The organism is Epibacterium sp. ABZ3_068 (assembly GCF_056159265.1).
This window is the reverse complement of record NZ_JBSWUV010000001.1, coordinates 2499456-2518592: the sequence shown is the minus strand read 5'-3', so window position 1 is coordinate 2518592 and position 19137 is coordinate 2499456. Positions and strand designations below refer to the sequence as shown.

Genomic DNA, 19137 nt, shown 5'->3' with positions numbered 1-19137 from the left:
GCGGGAATGCGACCCCAAAACACAAAAGCGGGAAACTTCTTAAACGAAGGATCAATTTTCTAATGATTGGTTTGAAGATTTCCGCGGCGCGTGCGCTTAAACTTTGCGCGCAATCAGCCAAACCGTGTCATAGGTCAGCGGCAAACGGCCGTTTTCTCCAAACAGAGCGCGGTATCTCTCTTCAAAGGCGACCAGCTTTCCCTTGCTCCACTGCTGCCCGGAGCGTGCGTTGACACCTGTGTCGCGCAGATGCCGCAACACCTGCTGCGCGGTATCAAAATTCAACACGATGGGGGCTTGGTTCAGGGTCATGAGTTCAAACCCCTTTGGCAGCCAGCCTGCCAGTGTATCCGCATCCGAATAGTTCGGCGCCGCCGCATCCGAGCCAAGTCGTACCAGCTCTTTAAAATGCGCTGTTCCAAAACTCGACAAAGCCATCCAGCCGCCCGGCGCAACAGCACGGCCAATTCGGTCCAGCGTCCTTGGTCCGTCCTGGACCCATTGGAGCGTGGAGGCCGACATCACCAGATCCTGCGCATCCGTCAAGGTCAGCTGCTCAACCGCACCGGGGAGAAACTGAACATTGGAACAATGGGCTTGGCCAATGGATCGAACCGGCCTCTCGGCGTCAGCCACCAGATCATTCAGTGTCAGGTCGCGAACCGTTGCGCGATCCAGAAGTGCCTGTGTCAGATGGCCTGTGCCGCAGCCGAATTCAAAAACACGCTCAAATGCAGCCCCACCGCGGGCCTTAAAAAGATGGGCCACCAGGGTTTTGGCGATCTGTTTTTGCGCAATGGCCGCGTCGTGATAGGTGGACAGCCCCCGACCAAAGCTCTCGCGCAGCCTTTTCCGGCTGTCTTGCTGATTGGGATGATCCCTCATGCCCAAAACGCCTCCCAATCCGGGAAATGCGCAAAGGGAGCGTGGGGGGCGTCCAGAACTTTGGGGTCCTGCTCCGCCCATGCCCGCAACATGTTTTGCAGTGGAAAGATCAGATCACGCTCGGCCACCCATACGCGATCAAATGTCACCATAGGCGCGTCCCCCCGGTTCTCGACAGCGATCAACTCGGCCCGAAGGTCGTCGACAACAATCCCTGTTTCTGGCTGGCGCACGCCGAACACCCGCTCCTGAAACTGCTGAAAACTGGCCTGGCTGAGCCCCTCCACCGTGCGCCGATAGGCCAGCGGAGGAATACCACAGCGCCGAGACACAGGTGCAAGACTGCCGCACAGGGCCGCTTTGCGCGCAAAGGGGTCGTGACGTCCAACTTGCCAGTGCCCATAGGCAGCTACGCCAAAGGACCAGGCCACAAGGTCAACGCTGTCGTAACAGCTCAGATCCGGAAGATCCGCGTCCAGATCCCGGTAATCATCCAGGAAATAGACATCCCGATCCGCAGCCAGATCCAAAAACGGCGCAGCCCCCACAGCCCAGCCGCCAAAGACCACAACGGCCTCTGCCCGGTCAGCCTTATGGAGCCAGCGCCCCTTCACCTAAAGCTCCCGCGCCAAGCGCAGCATACCTTGGGTGATCTGGCTCAGCTGTTCGGCTGTGGTGATAAAGGGCGGCATCGTATAGATATTCTTGCCAAAAGGACGCAGAAAGACGCCCATCTCTTTGGCGCGTGCATGGGCTTCGTCCGCACTGACACGATGCGTCATCTCGATCACTCCAATCCCGCCCAAGACGCGAACATCGGCCACATTCGGCAGATCGCGGGCGGGTGCAAGGTCTTCTGCCATCTGTGCCGCAAGCCCTGCAACGCGGCTCTGCCAATCCTGTCCTGTGAGCACATCCAGCGCCGCCTTGGCGGCCGCGCAGGCCAAAGGGTTGGCCATATAGGTCGGACCATGCATAAAGATGCCAGGATTGCCACCGCCGACCCCATTGGCCACCCGATCATTGGTCATGGTACAGGCAAAAGAGATATGTCCGCCCGTCAACCCTTTGCCAAGGCAGATGATATCCGGCTCGACCTTACAGAAGTCGGTGGCAAACAGGGCTCCGGTGCGACCAAAACCTGTAGCAATCTCATCAAAGATCAGCAGGATCCCCAGTTCATCACATAACGCGCGCGCCTTATTGAGGTACTCTGGGTGATAGAAATACATGCCTCCGGTGCCTTGCACGACCGGTTCAAGGATCAGCGCGGCAATCTTGTTCTGCCCGGCTTCCAAGGTTTGACGCAGCTGAGCCAGCCCGTTTTGCGCAGGATCTTCACGCCACTCCCGCCCCAGAGCCACCGGCGGCCTGGACACAAAATGCTGCACACTCAGCGCGCCCTGGAACAGATGGTGCATACCGGTGTCAGGGTCACAGACGCTCATCGCCTTCCAGGTGTCACCGTGATACCCGGATCGGATGGTGGCAAATTCGCTGCGCCCGGGATGGCCCAACGCGTGCTGGTATTGCACCGCCATCTTCATCGCCACTTCGACAGAGACGGACCCGCTGTCGCAATAAAAAATCCGGTTAAGCGATTTCGGCGTAATTTCCAGCAGTTTGCGCCCCAGATCGATTGCCGGATCATGGGTCAGACCGCCAAACATCACATGGGGCAAGCGGTCCAGCTGATCATGCATCGCCGCGGTGATTGTCGGGTGACGATGGCCATGCATCATGCACCACCACGAAGACATGGCATCAATAAGCTGGGTGCCGTCATCAAGTGTCAGATGGACGCCTTCTGCTTCCTTGACCACAAACGTCGGGCCCGGTTTGGTAACGTTTGTATAGGGATGCCAGAGGTGCTGTTGATCAAACTCAAGCTGGGTCAGGTCGCTCATGACACATTCTCCAGACTTTGCCGGATCCGATCGACATCCAGCGCGCTTGCAGTTGCAGCCTCAAGCGTATCCGGTGTGATGCTATCCAACATGGGCAGACGCCCCAGATGCGCCACATCGCCAAAGTCGCAAATGGTCGCCTCTACATCCGCAGCAGGCTCGCCGACAAAGACAATCCCCACCACAGGCACGCGCGCGTCGCGCAGGGCGCGCACCGACAGAAGACTGTGATTGATCGTTCCCAGCATGGTCCGGGCGCATAAAACCACCGGGGCCTGCCATTGCGCAAACAGATCAAGATAGAGCATGCGCCGATTCAAAGGCACCAATAGGCCCCCCGCCCCTTCCACAACAAAAGGCCCCTCACCCTCTGGCAAGGACAGGCGCGCTGGGTCGATCTCGACATTTTCTGCCTCGGCAGACAAATGCGGCGACGCAGGCAGATCAAGGCGGTAGGCCTCTGGCAGCACAGGGCGACCGGACAGGCGCGCGACGATCTCACTGTCGGTTTCCTCTTCAAGACCGGATTGCACTGGCTTCCAATAGGTTGCCCGCAGCGCGCGGGTCAAACCGGCCGAGACAATCGTCTTTCCGATGCCCGTATCCGTTCCCGTGATGACCAGACTGTTCATTGGACCTCCTGACGTAGGCGCGCCAGATCAGAAAACATCGATGAAATGACGGCGGCACTGGTGTTGAGCGTGATGGACAGCCGCAGGCGCGAGGTGCCGCGTGGCACTGTCGGCGGACGGATTCCCCGAATGTCATAGCCGATCTCCTGCAATGCGGCAGCAAGCGCCATGGTCGGCGTGTCGCCGCCGATAACCACCGGCATGATCTGGGTCTGAAAGCCGCCAAGCCCACAAAGCCGCGCGGCCTCCCGGTGGGCATGGTCGACCGTTTCGCACGCGCGGCGGCGCAGATCGTTGTTCTCTGCCACCTCCCGAAGCGCGGCCCGCACCAGCGCCGCATTCAAAGGTGACGGCGCCGTGGCATAGATGAAGGCGCGCGCCTTGTTGATCAATGTCTCAACCAAAACCCGTGCACCACAGATCAGTGCGCCCGAAACGCCCAGCGACTTGCCACAAGTGTGTAGCGACAGGACATTGGGGTGATGGGCCACCGCGTGCGCCAAACCGCGCCCGCCTGCGCCCATGACACCGGTGGAATGCGCCTCGTCCACAACGAGAATGGCGTCATGCTCTTGTGCCAGCTGAAACAGATCCGCAATCGGAGCCTTGTCGCCATCCATGGAATAGACCGCCTCAACCGCGATCCAAACACGCCCCGAACCACCTTCGGCCCGCCAATCCCGGATCGCATCTGCCACGGCCTGCACATCGCTATGGGCAAAGGCGCGGGCCTCAGCACGGCCCAACCGCATCCCATCGTGGGTGCTGGCGTGGATCAGCGCGTCATAAAGCACCAGATCCCCCTGCTGCGGCAAACTGGAAAAAATCGCCAGATTGGCATTAAACCCGCCGCCCATAAAAAGCGCCGCCTCGGTTCCAAAAAACGCTTCTGCGTCTTCTTCCAAACAGGCGTGTTCATGGGCGTTCCCGCGCAGAAGGCGCGCGCCCCCAGCCCCGACCGGAACACCCCGCGCAATCGCATCCGCCGCGGCGGCGCGCAGCACATCGCTGTCCGCCAGCCCCAAGTAATCGTTGGACGCAAAATCATGGCCTGCGCGCGGCAAAAGCTGACGATACCGCCCGCGTTCTTTCAGACGATCCAACGCATGACTGTGCCGCGCGAAGAGATCCGCCATCAGCGGCTGCCGTCGCAGCCCGCCGCCATCGCAGTGATGCCCAGTCGGGTGAACAGCGCCTTGTCGTTATCCTCTTCGGGGTTATCCGCTGTCAGCAGTGTATCCCCGACAAAGATCGAATTGGCCCCCGCAAAGAAACACATGGCCTGCATCTCATCACTCATCTCGGTCCGGCCCGCAGACAGGCGCACATGGGATTTAGGCATCAGGATCCGCGCCAGCGCGATGGTGCGAACGAATTCGATCGGGTCCAGCTTTTCAACATCGGCCAAGGGGGTATCCGCAATTGGGATCAACTGGTTCACCGGCACGGAATCGGGGTGCTCGTCCAATGTGGCCAATGCGAGCAACATGTCGATGCGGTCCATCTGCTGTTCGCCCATGCCAACAATCCCACCGGCGCAGACTTTCATGCCTGCCTCGCGCACGCGGTTCAGAGTCTCGATCCGATCCGCAAAGGTGCGCGTTGTGATGATCTCTTTGTAATAACGCTCGGATGTGTCGATGTTATGATTGTAGTAATCCAGACCTGCGTCGCGCAGACGAAACACCTGAGTGTCGTCCAGCATGCCAAGCGTCATGCAGGTTTCCATACCCAACTCTTTGACCCCGTGGATCATCGCTTCAAGTGCATCCATGTCGCGATCCTTGGGCGAGCGCCAGGCTGCACCCATGCAGTAACGGGTTGCGCCTGCCTCTTTGGCCTTTTTGGCCTCAGAAATCACGCGCTCCACCTCGATCAGCTTCGCCGCAGACAGCTTTGCCCCGTTGCGCGCCGACTGCGAACAATAGGCGCAATCCTCTGGACAGCCGCCTGTCTTGATCGACAACAGCTTGGACATCTGAACCTGGTTCGGGTCGAAATGTTCACGGTGCACAGTCTGCGCCTGAAACAGCAGATCCATAAAGGGCTGGTTGTAGATTGTCTCGGCTTCCTCACGCGTCCAGTCGGTGCGAATGGGGGCTGCGTCCAGCATCAGGATCTCCTCGGGCCATTTTATCTATAAAAATTCACCGCATTGGCGGCGCGCTTTTAGTTTCATAGATAAAAAAGCGCCTGGCGATCAAGCCTCCTTTTTCCGCTGGAACACACAAGCATAGAAACGGCCGGCAAACTTTCTGCCGACCGCAGGTTCTACAACGCGAGGTCAGTATAGGTAATCATCCTGCCCCAGAATGGAGATGAAGCCGTTCTGCACTTCAATGTCATTGGCCTCCAACGCATAGTCCCGGAACCGGATCTGACTTTCATAGGCGGTTCCCCCACCCACTGTCAGAACAGAATCCGCACCATCCTGGGACAGATCTATTGCAACAGAGATCAAACCGCTGAGGTAAATGGAGACCAGATCACCCGCTTCAAAATCGCCGATCACGTCAGACCCAAAACCGATTTCATGCCCGTCCAGCGCAAAGACGTCAAAGTCAAAGAAATCCGCGCCCGCGTCCCCCTGGAGGTAATCGTCACCAATTCCACCCGCCAGAACATCGCGGCTGCTGCCCCCAAAAAGCGCATCATCGCCCTGATCACCATAGAGGTAATCCGCGCTGCCGCCGCCATAGACAGTGTCATCTCCTGCCGCGGCGCTGACCACAAAGCCATTTGCAGAAGTGCTCAGAAGGACATCGTTTGACACGATGCCGCTTTGATGTCCCTGGAAAGAGAACTCAAAATCAAATGCGCCACCGGCCGGCAATTGGTAAGGCGCGACAAAGTAGTTCTGCAAGGTGATTGAGCTTTCCAACGCCGTGCCTTCGGAGAAGGTGAGGATCGTGTCCGTGCCGGCAAAGCTGGCCGAAACAGTGACCGGTTCGACGCCATAGTTGAACACGGTCAACTGATCTTCGCCATCGAAATCCGTCACAGTATCGTGGCCAAAGCCCCAGCCGCGCGCACCATAGTCATCCTGACCTTGGACAAATTCAAAACGGTCATCTCCGCCACGACCGCTCAGCACGTCATTGCCCTGACCTCCATCCAGGAAGTCGCGCCCATGGCCGCCGACCAGTTGATCATTTCCGGCCTCACCAAACAATCGGTCATGACCAGCGTTCGACCCCAACAATGTGTCATTGCCCGCACCACCAAACAGATAGTCCAGCCCGTTGTTCGCAATCAGCTCGTCATCACCGGCATAGCCAAACAGGCTCTCAATGCTGAGTGTACCGATGATAATGTCATCTGACACGACGCCGTCTGCAAAGCTTGTGAGGTTAAACTCCGCCCCCGGAAAAATAGCCCCGGTGATGGAGCCACTGTCGACCAGGTAGTTTTGCAGCGTAAACGTGCTTTCAGCATCTGTGCCCTGCGCAAAGATCAGGTAGGAATTGGTGCCATCAAAGCTGAGATCGATAGTGACCGGCGCGCTACCGTAATTAAAAGCGCTGAGATTGTTATCATCCGCACCAAAGTCCGCGACGGTATCATTGCCAAAACCGTATCCATCGCCAAGTTCACCGGCAAACGTATCGCGGCCCTCTCCGCCAATCAGAACGTCGTCGTCAGCGCCATAGCCACCGGACAAGTAATCATTGGCACCAAGGCCAAAGATCGTGTCATTGCCAGCCCCTCCAACAAGGAAATTCCCACCGTTGTCGCCAATAATCTGGTCGACCACAGAGTTCAAAAACCGAAATTCGTTAAACAAAACTGTTTCAGATTCATTTTCAGTAGACATAACGCCCCTCCTAAAAAGTGAAGCCAGAAGGGCGTCAGCGCTCTTAACAAATTGTTAATCTGGAATTCGAAACCCGAACAAGTTTGCGTTACCGTCAACATCACAAAAGCAATGCAAATTGCATGTCACACGTCTCGCACAACACCGAAAAGCGGCTTTTCTCAGTGGCCCGACATTCAAAACATCCCTTTTCTGACGAGACGCCGCCGAGGCGCGGATGCGGAGGGTCTGCTCCCAAATTCGCGCCATTCAACTCTGGATGCGCCGTCCAGCGCGCTTTTTTCATGGCGACAATTGAACCTATATGTTTAGGAACCAAACTGCGCCTTTATGCTTTGCGCTCAGGAACCTCGGGAATTTGCCTATGTCGTCAGCTGAAACCAAAACACGGATAACCTCCAGCCATTGGGGTGCGATGGAAGTGGATGTTGAGCATAACCGTATCGTTGCAGCGCGCCCGTTCTCGCAGGATCCAAGCCCGCCGCAGATTGCCCATATCCTCGCAAAGGCCGTGCATCATTCTTCCCGTGTTGCACGCCCCTCATTCCGGCGCGCATGGCTTGAGACGCGGGAACGCAGCGGCCGGGGAACCGGTGATTTTGTCGAACTGCCCTGGGACGAGGCCTTGGACATCACGGCTGCGGAAATCGACCGGGTACGAACGACGCACGGGAACGAGGCGATCTTTGGCGGCTCCTACGGGTGGTCTTCAGCGGGGCGATTTCACCACGCTCAAAGCCAGGTGCACCGGTTCCTGAACTCCATCGGCGGCTATGTAAAATCATTTGGCAGCTATTCAACCGGCTGTGCACAGTCGATCATGCCCCATGTGTTCGGCGTATCTTTCCTCAAATACACCTACGACTCGCAAGACAGCTGGCAGACCATCCATGACAATACAAAAACTCTTGTTATGTTTGGTGGGATAAACCCCAAGAACAGCCAGGTCTCGATGGGGGGGATCACTGAGCATGTGACCGAAAGCTGGTTCGACAGGTTCGCCACCAAAGGGATCAGGCGGATCAACATCGGGCCACAGCGCACCGACGCGCCCGAAGGATGTGAATGGATCCCCTGCCGTCCCGGTTCAGATACTGCACTGATGCTTGCGCTGGCCTATGTGCTCGAAGACGAGGGGCGCACCAACTACGATTTCCTCAACCGCTATACCGTGGGTTATGACCGGTTTCGCCCCTATTTGATCGGAGACAGTGATGGCCAGCCGAAAACGCCGAAATGGGCAGAACACCTGTGTGGCGTTCCCGCCGAAGACATTCGGGCGCTGGCACGGCATATGTCGGAAACCCGCACATTAATCACCGTCGCCTGGTCTCTGCAGCGCGGTGAACACGGGGAGCAACCCTATTGGATGAGCGCGGTTCTGGCGGCCATGCTCGGGCAGATCGGCCTGCCCGGCGGCGGTGTCGGTTACGGGTATGGCGCAATTGGCAGCATCGGTAAATCCGTAAACGGCCCACGTGGCGCGACCCTGCCCCAAGGTGAAAACCCGGTCGACACCGTAATCCCCGTGGCGCGCATTGCGGATATGCTGCTGCATCCGGGTGAGCAGTATGACTTCAATGGAAAACGCGGACCCTATCCGGGTATCCGCCTGATTTATTGGGCAGGCGGCAACCCCTTCCATCACCATCAGGATCTGAACCGCCTGCACGAAGCCTGGCAACGCCCGGACACAATCATCGTCAACGAACCGTGGTGGACAGCCACTGCCCAGCGCGCCGACATCGTCTTTCCGGCCACCACCCCATATGAACGTGAAGACATCGGACGCAGCGATCTGGATAATTACATGTTCCACATGCCGCAGCTCATTCCTCCAGTCGGTGAGGCGCGTGATGACTATGATATTTTCGCCGGCCTAGCCGAACGGATGGATGCGGGAGCCAAGTTTACCGAAGGACGCGACACCCGACAGTGGCTTGACCATCTTTACAGCGGCTTTGAACAGGACGCTCAGGAACGCGGGATCGACGTTCCAAGCTTTCAGCAGCTAAAGGAGCAAAACTGGGGCAAGCTGCCCAACGCCCAAGAAAAAGCGCCGCCGGCGTTCCTGACACGCTTTCGTCAGGATCCAGAGGGCGCGCCACTTGCAACCCCCTCCGGTCGGATCGAGATCTTTTCCGACACGATCGACGGGTTTGGGTATGATGACTGCCCGGGCCACCCTGTCTGGATGCCACCGTCTGAGTGGCCAGGGGCCGCAACACAAGAGACACCGTTGCACATGGTCTCCCCCCAGCCCGGTGACAAGCTGCACAGCCAGCTTGAGGCGGCCCTTGCCGATGAACCGGATGCGCGGCCCGTACGGCTTGTGATCCACCCGGCGGACGCTGAGCCGCGTGGGATAACAACCGGCACGCTGCTCCAGGTATTCAACAAACGGGGGGCATGTCGCGCACGCGCAGTGGTCAGCACAGACATCACCCCCGGCGTCGTCGCCCTGCCTACCGGCGCCTGGTACGGCAAGCCCGGCGTCGCATTGGACCCGCACGGCAATCCAAACGTGCTGACCAAGGACATCGGCACCTCAAGGCTGGGTCAGGGCTGTTCCGCGCATACGGCACTGGTGGACGTCAAACGGCTGGACTAGCGACCGCCTCCGGCCCCGCGCACCCTACGCGGTTTCAAGGTGCGCTCTCAGGACCGGCGGTTGTGAAAAATGAAGCCAAGGAAATTCAACAGCAACTGCGCGGCCAGGATCTGGGTGCTCTCGGAAGGGTCATAGGCCGGCGCCACCTCGACGAGGTCGATCCCGACCACGCCCCCTCTTTTGCTGAGGCCCTGAAGAATTTCAAGAACCTCATAGTAAAGAAATCCCCCATGGCTGGGCGTGCCTGTTCCGGCTGCAATTGAGGGGCAAAAGGCGTCAATATCGATGGTCACATAATATCGCGCACCTTCCGGAATACGTGCCAGCACGGCTTCGGTTCCCAACCTGCGAACTTGCCGGACTGACAGAATATCGGATCCACGGGCGCGGGCGTCCTCATACCCGTCCTTTGCGGTGGAGGAGACATTACGGATGCCAAGCTGGGTCATGCCTGAGACATATTCTTTTTCTATGGCGCGTCGCATGGGATTGCCATGCCCCGCTGTCACCCCGTGCCGTTCATCCACAAAATCGAGATGCGCATCAATCTGGATTACATGAATGAGGCCGTTTTCAGCACAATCATCGGCAAAGGCATTGATACAAGGAATGTTTACCGAGTGATCGCCACCGATTGTCACCGGCAACGCACCGGCTTTGAGGATCTTGTGCACGCCAAGGGCGATATTGGCATGGCTCTCCTCGGTTTTGGTATGGATGATATCTGCATCCCCAAGGTCCACGATCCGCACATCCTTGCCAAGATAGGTTGCATCATCCTCATGATCATATGCACCGGCATGACCAAAGCTGAACAAGGTTGAAGCCTCACGCACTGCGCGCGGGCCAAACCGCGCCCCGGACCGGTACTGCGCCCCGAAATCAAACGGGGCCCCCAAGACCGCCACATCTGCATCAATCTGATCCCAGTCCGGAACATAAGGCGCCTTGCCAAAGGTCGGCAGCCCGACAAAGGGCAGGTTCAGACGTCCAGTGTCATAACCGTGGGAAGACATCACTTTGTTCCTTTATGCTGAATGGCGGACCTGTGCGGTGCAGATCTTTTGAACCCCTGCGCGCAGATGACTGTACGACGATGATCTCTGCTTTGGCAAAGTCAAGTAAGTGACCAAAAGCATACGCCCTTTCGCATCTCCGTCATCGGCGAATGGGCCCCATGGGGCCGCAATGCCAAAATAAAAACACGCCCCGGATTTCGGCGCGTGTTTTTGCGTTTTCAGGCAACATCAGTTCAAATCAGTTCAAGCGGTTTCCCGTTTGTGGCGCGAAATAGGACACTTTTCCAAGGTCAAAGGCCAGCGACAAGGGCTGACCAGCCTGTGCCGTGGTTTCTGCATGAAGCCGCGCGGTGACCTGTTTTCCTCCCAGATGCGACACCACAAAAGTATCCGCACCAGCAGGTTCAACCATCTCAACCAGACACTCCGCCTCTTGCACATCCGCACCAGAGCGAAAGCCGCTTTCTGCGATGTCTTCCGGGCGAAGTCCCAACAGGACATCAGCAGGCAGGTCCGGATTACGGTGATCCCGCAGGATGATGGGTGCGCCCTCGGTGCGGGCGATTTCCAACACGGTCTCGCCACCGTCCTTATGTGCCTTGGCCGGGATCAGGTTCATTGCCGGTGAGCCCATGAAATCCGCCACAAAGAGATTGGCAGGCGTATTATAGATCTCGGCCGGGGTGCCGATTTGCTGGATCACGCCGCCTTTCATTACAACAATCTTGGTCGCAAGGGTCATCGCCTCGATCTGGTCATGGGTCACGTAGACCATCGAAGCTCCCAACGTCTGGTGCAGCTTCTTGATCTCGGACCGCATTTCAACACGCAGCTTCGCATCAAGGTTCGACAGAGGTTCGTCAAACAAGAAGAGCTTCGGATCACGCACCAGCGCACGCCCCATCGCAACCCGCTGACGCTGACCACCGGACAGCTGCCCCGGACGACGGTTCAAAAGCTGCTCGATCTGCAACTGGGCCGCGACTTTTTTCAGCTTTTCTTCCTGCGTGGCCGCATCCACCCCACGGACTTTCATGCCAAAGGTGATGTTCTTTGCAACCGACATGGTCGGGTAAAGCGCATAGGACTGGAACACCATGGCGATGTCGCGGTCCTTGGGGCTGACATGGGTCATATCCCGGCCGCCAATGCTGAGGCTCCCACCGGTGATCGGTTCAAGCCCTGCAATACAGTTCAGCAGCGTGGACTTGCCGCAGCCAGAGGGGCCAACAAGGACCAGGAAGTCACCGGGTTCAATGGAGACGTTGATATCCTTCAGGATCTCGACGTTGCCGTAGTTCTTGTAGAGGTTTTTGATATCAAGAATAGGAGCCATGGGTCACCCTTTCACAGAACCGGCGGTCAGGCCGCGGATGAAGTATTTGCCGGCGACGACATAGACAAGGAGCGTGGGCAGCGCTGCAATGATCGCGGCCGCCATGTCTACATTATATTCTTTGACGCCAGTGGTGGAGTTGACGATGTTGTTGAGTGCAACCGTAACAGGCTGCGTGCCGGACTGGCTGAAGGACACACCAAACAGGAAATCGTTCCAGATCTGGGTGAACTGCCAGATGACTGTGACCACGATGATCGGCAGCGACAGAGGCAGGAAAATCGACCAGAAGATCCGCAGAAAGCCAGCGCCGTCGACCTTGGCCGCCTTGGTCAGTTCGGTTGGAACCGTCACGTAGTAGTTGCGGAAGAACAGCGTGGTAAAGCCAAGCCCATAGATCACATGGACAAAGATCAGCCCCGGAATGGTCCCGGCCAGCCCCATGAACCCCAACACACGCGCCATGGGAAGCAGCACCACCTGAAACGGGATGAAGCAGCCAAACAGCAGCAGCGAGAAGATCAGATTTGCGCCTTTGAACTTCCAATGGGCGATGACATAGCCATTGAGCGCCCCAAGGATCGTCGAGATTGCAACAGCAGGGATTGCCAACAGAACCGAGTTCCAGAAATACGGACGCAGGCCCTCGCATTGGATGCCCGTACAGGCTCCGGACCAGGCGGTTTTCCAGGCGTCAAACGTTACCTCACGCGGGAGAGCCACAAGCGATCCGGTACGGATTTCATCGAGGCTTTTGAGCGAGGTTGTGATCATGACCACAAGCGGCAAAAGATAATAAAGCGCAAAGAGGCCCAGGATCAGGTAGAGCCCCCAGCGCAGGGCAATCTTGCCCAGCCGGGTCTCGGATTTGGATGTTTGGGCGGCGGAAGGCACAGAGATATCAGTCATTTTTCGCCCTCAATTCTGAGTAGAGATAGGGAACGACAATGGTGAAGACGACCGCCATCATGATCATGGCCGAACTTGCCGCCTGACCGATATCGCCGCGCGAAAATGCCATTGCGTACATGTATGTAGCGGGTAGATCGGTTGCATAGCCAGGGCCACCACCCGTCAGGGCAATCACCAGATCAAAGCTCTTGATCGCAAGGTGGGCGAGCACAATGAACGCGGACAGGAAGATTGGCGCCATCGAGGGAATGATGATTGCGGTGTAGATGCGCCAGGTCGGGATACCGTCCACTTGGGCCGCTTTTATGATCTCGCCATCCACCGAACGCAGGCCCGCCAGGAACAGCGCCATCACAAAGCCCGAGCTTTGCCAGACCGCTGCGATCACCACAGTGTAAATTGCGTAGTCAGGGTTAACCAGCCAGTCAAAGCTGAAGGTCTCAAATCCCCAGCCTTTGACCATGGCCTCCAGCCCAAGACCGGGGTTCAGGATCCATTTCCACGCTGTCCCCGTCACGATCATGGACAGCGCCATGGGGTACAGGTAAATCGTGCGGATCACCCCTTCGCTGCGCACCTGCTGATCCAGCAGGATCGCAAGCATCAGCCCCAGCACCATTGCTACCACGATAAACAGCGCACCAAAGACAAAAAGATTGTCCATAGCCGTGTCCCAACGGGGCGAGGCAAAGAGTTTTTCGTATTGCACCGTGCCCTTCAGCTCATAGCGGGGCAACAGTTTTGAGCGGGTGAATGAAACCCAAGCCGTCCAGCCGATGAACCCGTACCCGAGGCCCCAACACAACGCGCATCGAAGGCACCGGGCTAGGACTGTCGATCGTTTCAACAATCGTTTCCATTCACGGCGGCAATTTGCGCTTTGAAGACGGCGAAACCGGCCTGCGGGCACGCATAACCTTGCCGCGCTGACAGACGCTCTTGATGTCGACACAGACGCAGCTGGATATGTTATTACATACCATACACTGATACATACGCTGCGAATCTCACCAATGTGAATCGGAGTGTCCCTTATGTTTAAAAATCTGAGCACGGCTCTGTGTCTGGTTACTGCGCTTTCAGGCAGCTGGGCCATGGCCGACACGAAATCAAGTGTAACCATTGCCGCTCCTTGGGAAATCGCAAGCTATGATCCGGCGGTTGCAGGCTTTGCGCTGCAAAAGTTGCAAATCATGGAAAATCTGGTCGATGCGGATGAAACCGGCACATTGCGCCCGGGACTTGCGACAGCATGGGCTGCCTCCGATGACGGTTTGACCTGGACATTCGAACTGCGCGCAGGTGTCACCTATCACGATGGCACAGAGATGACAGCCGGGACTGTCGCCCAGGTTCTGACACGCGCCTGGGAACAGCCGGGCGTTCTGAAAAAAGCACCGATCACCAGCATCGCAGCCAAGGGCAACAACCTGGTTATCACAGTCGACAAGCCCTTCACTGCGCTTCCGTCACTGCTGGCCCATGCCACAACCATCATTCCCGCCCCAACCGCATTTGATGCAGAAGGCAATGCGGTCAAACTGCTTGGCACCGGACCGTTCAGCGTTACTGAATTCACACCTCCGCAAAGCATCTCGCTGGCGCGCAATACCGCATATTGGGGAGATGCCCCCAAACTGGAAAGCGCCACATATCTGGCCGCGGGTCGCGCCGAAACACGAGCGTTGCTTGCGGAAAGTGGAGATGCAGACATCGTGTTCAGCCTGGATCCATCCGGCTACGCCCATCTTCAGCACGTGGACAATATTGAAACCTCGGCCCACCCGATCCCGCGCGTTGTTTCGCTCAAGGTCAATGCAAGCCACCCGTTCCTGAACGATGTACGTGCCCGCCAGGCGTTAAGCCTCGCAACACCGCGCGCAGGCATCGCCAAGGCAATCACACGCTTTCCAGAAGCCGCCGCTGGACAATTGTTCCCACCTGCATTGAACTCTTGGCACTCTGACGGTCTTGAGCCTCTGAAGACCGATATTGAAGCTGCCAAGGCGCTGCTGGCAGAGCTGGGCTGGGTTCCGGGTGATGACGGTATTCTGACCCGAAATGGTGAACGGTTCTCGATCCAATTGCGCACATTCCCGGATCGCCCAGAGCTACCGCTGATCGCCGCCGCCCTTCAGGACCAATGGCGCGAGATCGGTATCGAGCTGGACGTCAGCGTCGCCAACTACTCCGAGATCCCCGCAGGTCACAAAGACGGCTCTTTGCACGTTGCGCTTTATGCCCGTAACTACGGTCTGACCCCGGATCCGATCGGCACCGTTCTGCAGGATTTTGGCAAAGGTGGCGGAGACTGGGGGGCCATGGGCTGGAGCAACGCCGATGTTGAAAAAGCGCTGGAAATCGTTGCCGGCTCTTCGGATCCCCAACTGCGCAAAGAAAGCATCGCCAAGATCTCGACCACCCTTCACAACGAACTGCCGGTCATTCCCGTTGTCTGGTATCAGCACACGGTGTCCGTTGCCGACAAGCTGGAAGGTGTGGTGATTGATCCGCTTCAACGGTCCTACGGGCTGAGCAAGATGTATTGGGTCGAGTGATCAGATGCCCATTCTTCTGAATTCAATCGCAAAGGCGCTTGCAACCCGGGGGCTGCAAGCGCTGATTGTCGCGGTTATCGTCGGCATCGTGAGCTTTGCAATGATGCACGCGCTGCCGGGCGATGCGGCCTATCGTATCGCCGCGGGGCGTTATGGCTATGACATGATGGACGCCGCCGCCGCCGAGGCCGTTCGCAGCGAACTGGGGCTGGACCGGCCGTGGATTGTCCAGCTGATGTCCTGGCTGACCGCTCTTGCACAGTTTGATTTGGGCACATCAGCGGTCTATGGAACCCCAGTGGTGGATGAGATCGCAACCCAGCTCGGTCATTCGCTGATGCTGGCCGGGGGGGCTGTGGTTGCATCACTTCTGATCACCTTGCCTGTTGGCATTACCGCAGGCCTCAAGCCGGGGGGATTTGTGGACCGAGTTTCGCTGGCGGTTTCTGTCCTTCTGCGCGCAGTGCCTGCCTTCGCATTGGGGATCGTTCTGGTCCTGATCTTTGCGGTGCAGCTGAAACTCCTTCCTGTCGCCGGGTTTCGGGGGATCGAATATCTGATCCTACCCTCGTTCACCCTTGGCTTTGGTTTGGCCGCTGTCTCCAATCGCGTGGTACGAGACGCAGTTGCAGACGCCATGAGCGCTGACTGGCAACAGTTTTCCCGGACCAAAGGGCTGTCCGCCCGGTTGACACTCTGGCGCCATGTTCTGCGCAATGCGGCACTGCCCGTTGTGACCTACATTGGCGTTCAACTGGCCTATCTGATCGAGGGCGTGGTGATTGTTGAAACCGTCTTTGCCTGGCCTGGTATCGGCCATGCTCTGGTCCATGCCATCTTTGGCCGCGACATCGCCATGGTACAGGGCACCGCACTGACACTTGGCCTCTTGTACGTTGCGCTGAACCTCTGTGTTGACCTGACCTGCCGCGCAATCGACCCCCGTGTGAGGGCACAATGACTGATCAATCCAACTCACTTCTGACCTCCCCTGCCGCGCTTGCTGTTCCGCGATTGCGCGGACCTCAGCTGCTGGGCCTGATGCTGCTGGCCCTATTGGCCATATGTGCCATCGGCGGCCCTGCTTTGATCGGGGGCGACCCTGCCAAACAATCACTGCTCAGCACCATGGAGGTCCCAAGCGCGGCACATCCGCTGGGAACGGACAATCTGGGCCGCGATATGGCCTCCCGCCTGTTGTCCGGGGCACAGCTGTCCCTGTCTTTGGCCTTTCTGTCTGTTCTGACAGCAGGCCTGCCCGGCACCATTCTGGGCATCACCGCCGCATGGTTCGGAGGCTGGACGGATCGCGTGTTGGGTGCCTTTGCTGATGCGGTCCTGGCATTGCCCGGTCTTTTGCTGGTTCTGATGCTGGCCGCCATTTCACCCGGATCCTGGTGGGCCCTTTATGCAGGGATCTCGCTGACGCTTTGGGTGGAATACTTCCGCTACACCCGCCAGCAGGCCCGCATTGTTCTGGCCGAACCCGCTGTTGAAGCCTCCCGCCTCCTTGGGCTGGGTCCCTGGCTGCTGCTGCGCCGACATCTGATCCCGGCAATCGGTCCCGGTCTCAAAACCATCGCGGCCTTTGGCGCGGCGACGGCCGTGACTTCTGTTGCGGCCCTCGGATTTGTCAGCGTCGGCGTGCGCCCCCCCACAGCGGAATGGGGAGTAATGATGACGGAACTCCTGCCCTATTGGCGTGAAGCTCCGTTCCTGATCCTGCAGCCGGTCGCCTGTCTGGTCCTCACAGTCCTTGCCCTACATCTTTCAGTCGGAGGATTGCGTCGACCATGACCTATTCCATCGAAGTCAACGCGCTCTCTGTCTATGCGGGATCAACCCGCCTGATGGGCCCCGTGAGCTTTCAAGTCGCCGCCGGTGGCACACTTGTTATCATGGGCGAAACCGGCGCAGGAAAAAGCCTGATCGCCCAGGCAATCCTCGGCACCCTTCCGGCGGCCCTGCATGCCGAAGGGGAGATTGCCATCAACGGCCGCCGCGTCGACCAACTGCCCATTGCGGAACGTGTCGCCATGTGGGGCAAGGAGCTGGCAACCCTGCCCCAGGAACCCTGGCGCGCATTGGACCCGCTGATGCAGGCCCTCTTTCAGGTTTCCGAAGCGCATCAATACGTGGCCGGAGCCTCACCAGCAGAGGCCCGCACAAACGCACAGGATGATTTTGCAGCCCTAGGTCTAAAGGGCGCGGAACACAGGCTGCCCGGTGCCCTCTCCGGGGGTATGGCGCAACGGGTGGCCTTTGCGGCGGCCACGGCGGCCAAAGCTCCGATCCTGCTGGCGGATGAGCCCACCAAAGGTCTGGACGCGCAACGCAACGCAAAGGTTGTTGAACTGCTGGCAGACGTCCCCAAAAGCGGCGGCACGCTCATTGCCATCACTCATGAAGCAAGCGTTGCCCATGCCTTGGGCGGCGAGGTCCTTGTGCTGCGCGACGGCGCCTTGGTAGAGCAAGGAAATACCGTGTCCGTCATGGAAAACCCTACGGCCCCCTACACCAAGGCTCTTCTGGGCGCTGACCCGCAAAACTGGCCCCGCAGTGACGCTAGCAAGCCCGGCGAAACCGTCCTGACAGCCAAAGGCGTCTCCGTATCACGTGGTGATCGTCTTCTGTTTGAGGATTTCGGTCTGAACCTTCAGGCCGGCGAACGGGTTGCGCTGGTCGGTCCAAGCGGCATTGGCAAAACCACGCTGCTTGATGCTTTGGCGGGAGTGCTTCGCCCTGCTTCGGGTACCGTCAAACGCAACCCAAATCTGGCCCGGCATGCGGTTCAAAAGCTCTATCAGGATCCGCCTGCCGCCTTCCCCCCACGCGTTGCGCTAAAGCAGACGTTGCGAGATGTTGCCCACCTGCACAAAACAGATTGGTCAAAAGTGATCGCCACGCTTGAACAGCTTGGCATCCACCCGTCCCTGTTGGATCGACGCCCGGATGAGGTTTCAGGCGGCGAATTGCAGAGGATCTCCATAGCGCGGGCTTTGACGGTTGGACCCAAGGTGCTGTTGGCAGATGAGCCCACGTCACGCCTGGACCCCATCACCCAGCGAGAGACGCTTTTGCTTCTTGAACGGATCTCCAGGGATGAGCGGATCGCAGTTGTCCTGGTCACTCATGACAGCAATATTGCCGCGAAATGGGCGGACCGGACCATCACGTTGAAAGCGGCGAAGCTGCACGCATAAAAGAGCATAAAAATGTGCAAAAGAGGCGCGGTTCAAACGGCGCCTCTCTTTCGTTATATCGGGGCACTTTCTGCACTCGGCGGCACCGTGCCGCATTGGCTTACCGGGCAGGCTTTGGAACACAGCCTCAAAGGGTCTATCGCAACTGCGGCTTAATTGTGCATCAACCGTAAAAGCATCACGCGCTAGATTGAGCCCTTGTAGCAAGTGTAGTAAGAGATTTTGGAAGGACACAGGTAAAAACCGGAGCCTAAAGGATC

15 protein-coding genes and 2 pseudogenes are annotated in these 19137 nt (G+C 58.0%); 6 read left to right on the top strand and 11 right to left on the bottom strand.

From position 1 onward, the window contains the following. Positions 1-96 precede the first annotated feature (96 nt). From ACXAEW_RS12005 to ACXAEW_RS11975, 7 genes are all read right to left on the bottom strand, one after another. Positions 97-885: a methyltransferase domain-containing protein gene (locus ACXAEW_RS12005; RefSeq protein WP_474941532.1), complete on the bottom strand. Its 789-nt coding sequence runs from the start codon at positions 883-885 to the stop codon at positions 97-99. Beyond that, a complete protein-coding gene (locus ACXAEW_RS12000; RefSeq protein ID WP_474941531.1) occupies positions 882-1499 on the bottom strand; it encodes a pimeloyl-ACP methyl esterase BioG family protein in 618 nt (205 codons plus the stop codon). The genes ACXAEW_RS12005 and ACXAEW_RS12000 overlap by 4 nt, the downstream gene beginning before the upstream one ends. Next, positions 1500-2792, bottom strand: a complete 1293-nt coding sequence (bioA, locus tag ACXAEW_RS11995; protein ID WP_474941530.1) for an adenosylmethionine--8-amino-7-oxononanoate transaminase — start codon at positions 2790-2792, stop codon at positions 1500-1502. After that, positions 2789-3424, bottom strand: a complete 636-nt coding sequence (gene bioD, locus ACXAEW_RS11990) for a dethiobiotin synthase (RefSeq protein WP_474941529.1) — start codon at positions 3422-3424, stop codon at positions 2789-2791. The genes bioA and bioD overlap by 4 nt, the downstream gene beginning before the upstream one ends. Further along, positions 3421-4560 carry an 8-amino-7-oxononanoate synthase gene (locus ACXAEW_RS11985; RefSeq protein WP_474941528.1) on the bottom strand — a complete coding sequence of 380 codons (1140 nt, stop codon included), beginning with the start codon at positions 4558-4560 and terminating at the stop codon, positions 3421-3423. The genes bioD and ACXAEW_RS11985 overlap by 4 nt, the downstream gene beginning before the upstream one ends. Next, positions 4560-5537, bottom strand: a complete 978-nt coding sequence (bioB, locus tag ACXAEW_RS11980; RefSeq protein ID WP_474941527.1) for a biotin synthase BioB — start codon at positions 5535-5537, stop codon at positions 4560-4562. The genes ACXAEW_RS11985 and bioB overlap by 1 nt, the downstream gene beginning before the upstream one ends. A 171-nt stretch (positions 5538-5708) precedes the next feature. Then, a complete protein-coding gene (locus ACXAEW_RS11975; RefSeq protein ID WP_474941526.1) occupies positions 5709-7238 on the bottom strand; it encodes a calcium-binding protein in 1530 nt (509 codons plus the stop codon). Positions 7239-7602: 364 nt separating this feature from the next. Between ACXAEW_RS11975 and ACXAEW_RS11970 the strand changes: the two genes are divergently transcribed. Next, positions 7603-9849, top strand: a complete 2247-nt coding sequence (locus ACXAEW_RS11970) for a molybdopterin-dependent oxidoreductase (RefSeq protein ID WP_474941525.1) — start codon at positions 7603-7605, stop codon at positions 9847-9849. Between the two features lie 47 nt (positions 9850-9896). Here ACXAEW_RS11970 and speB read toward each other — a convergent pair whose 3' ends face one another. The 4 genes and pseudogenes from speB to ACXAEW_RS11950 form a co-directional block, all read right to left on the bottom strand. Next, on the bottom strand, positions 9897-10865 hold the full coding sequence (gene speB / locus ACXAEW_RS11965; protein WP_474941524.1) for an agmatinase: 969 nt from the start codon (positions 10863-10865) through the stop codon (positions 9897-9899). Between the two features lie 241 nt (positions 10866-11106). Next, the gene (locus tag ACXAEW_RS11960) at positions 11107-12204 is read right to left on the bottom strand and encodes an ABC transporter ATP-binding protein (RefSeq protein ID WP_474941523.1); all 1098 of its coding nucleotides are present in this window, start codon (positions 12202-12204) and stop codon (positions 11107-11109) included. Positions 12205-12207: 3 nt separating this feature from the next. After that, a complete protein-coding gene (locus ACXAEW_RS11955) occupies positions 12208-13113 on the bottom strand; it encodes a carbohydrate ABC transporter permease (RefSeq protein WP_474941522.1) in 906 nt (301 codons plus the stop codon). Then, positions 13106-13903 (bottom strand): annotated as a pseudogene (locus tag ACXAEW_RS11950) (carbohydrate ABC transporter permease); the annotation flags it as partial. The pseudogene ACXAEW_RS11950 and the gene ACXAEW_RS11955, both read right to left, overlap by 8 nt. A gap of 17 nt (positions 13904-13920) precedes the next feature. Here ACXAEW_RS11950 and ACXAEW_RS11945 point away from each other — a divergent pair. From ACXAEW_RS11945 to ACXAEW_RS11925, 5 genes and pseudogenes are all read left to right on the top strand, one after another. Beyond that, positions 13921-14046: pseudogene (locus tag ACXAEW_RS11945) on the top strand (ATP-binding protein); the annotation flags it as partial. A 104-nt stretch (positions 14047-14150) separates the two neighbouring features. Beyond that, the gene (locus tag ACXAEW_RS11940; protein WP_474941521.1) at positions 14151-15674 is read left to right on the top strand and encodes an ABC transporter substrate-binding protein; all 1524 of its coding nucleotides are present in this window, start codon (positions 14151-14153) and stop codon (positions 15672-15674) included. 4 nt (positions 15675-15678) lie between these two features. After that, positions 15679-16635, top strand: coding sequence for an ABC transporter permease (locus ACXAEW_RS11935; RefSeq protein ID WP_474941520.1), 957 nt, complete (start codon positions 15679-15681; stop codon positions 16633-16635). After that, positions 16632-17471 (top strand): ABC transporter permease, encoded by an 840-nt coding sequence (locus ACXAEW_RS11930; RefSeq protein WP_474941519.1) that lies wholly within the window; start codon positions 16632-16634, stop codon positions 17469-17471. The genes ACXAEW_RS11935 and ACXAEW_RS11930 overlap by 4 nt, the downstream gene beginning before the upstream one ends. Next, entirely contained in the window at positions 17468-18877 is a 1410-nt protein-coding gene (locus ACXAEW_RS11925) for an ABC transporter ATP-binding protein (RefSeq protein ID WP_474941518.1), read from the top strand. The genes ACXAEW_RS11930 and ACXAEW_RS11925 overlap by 4 nt, the downstream gene beginning before the upstream one ends. Positions 18878-19137: the final 260 nt, after the last annotated feature.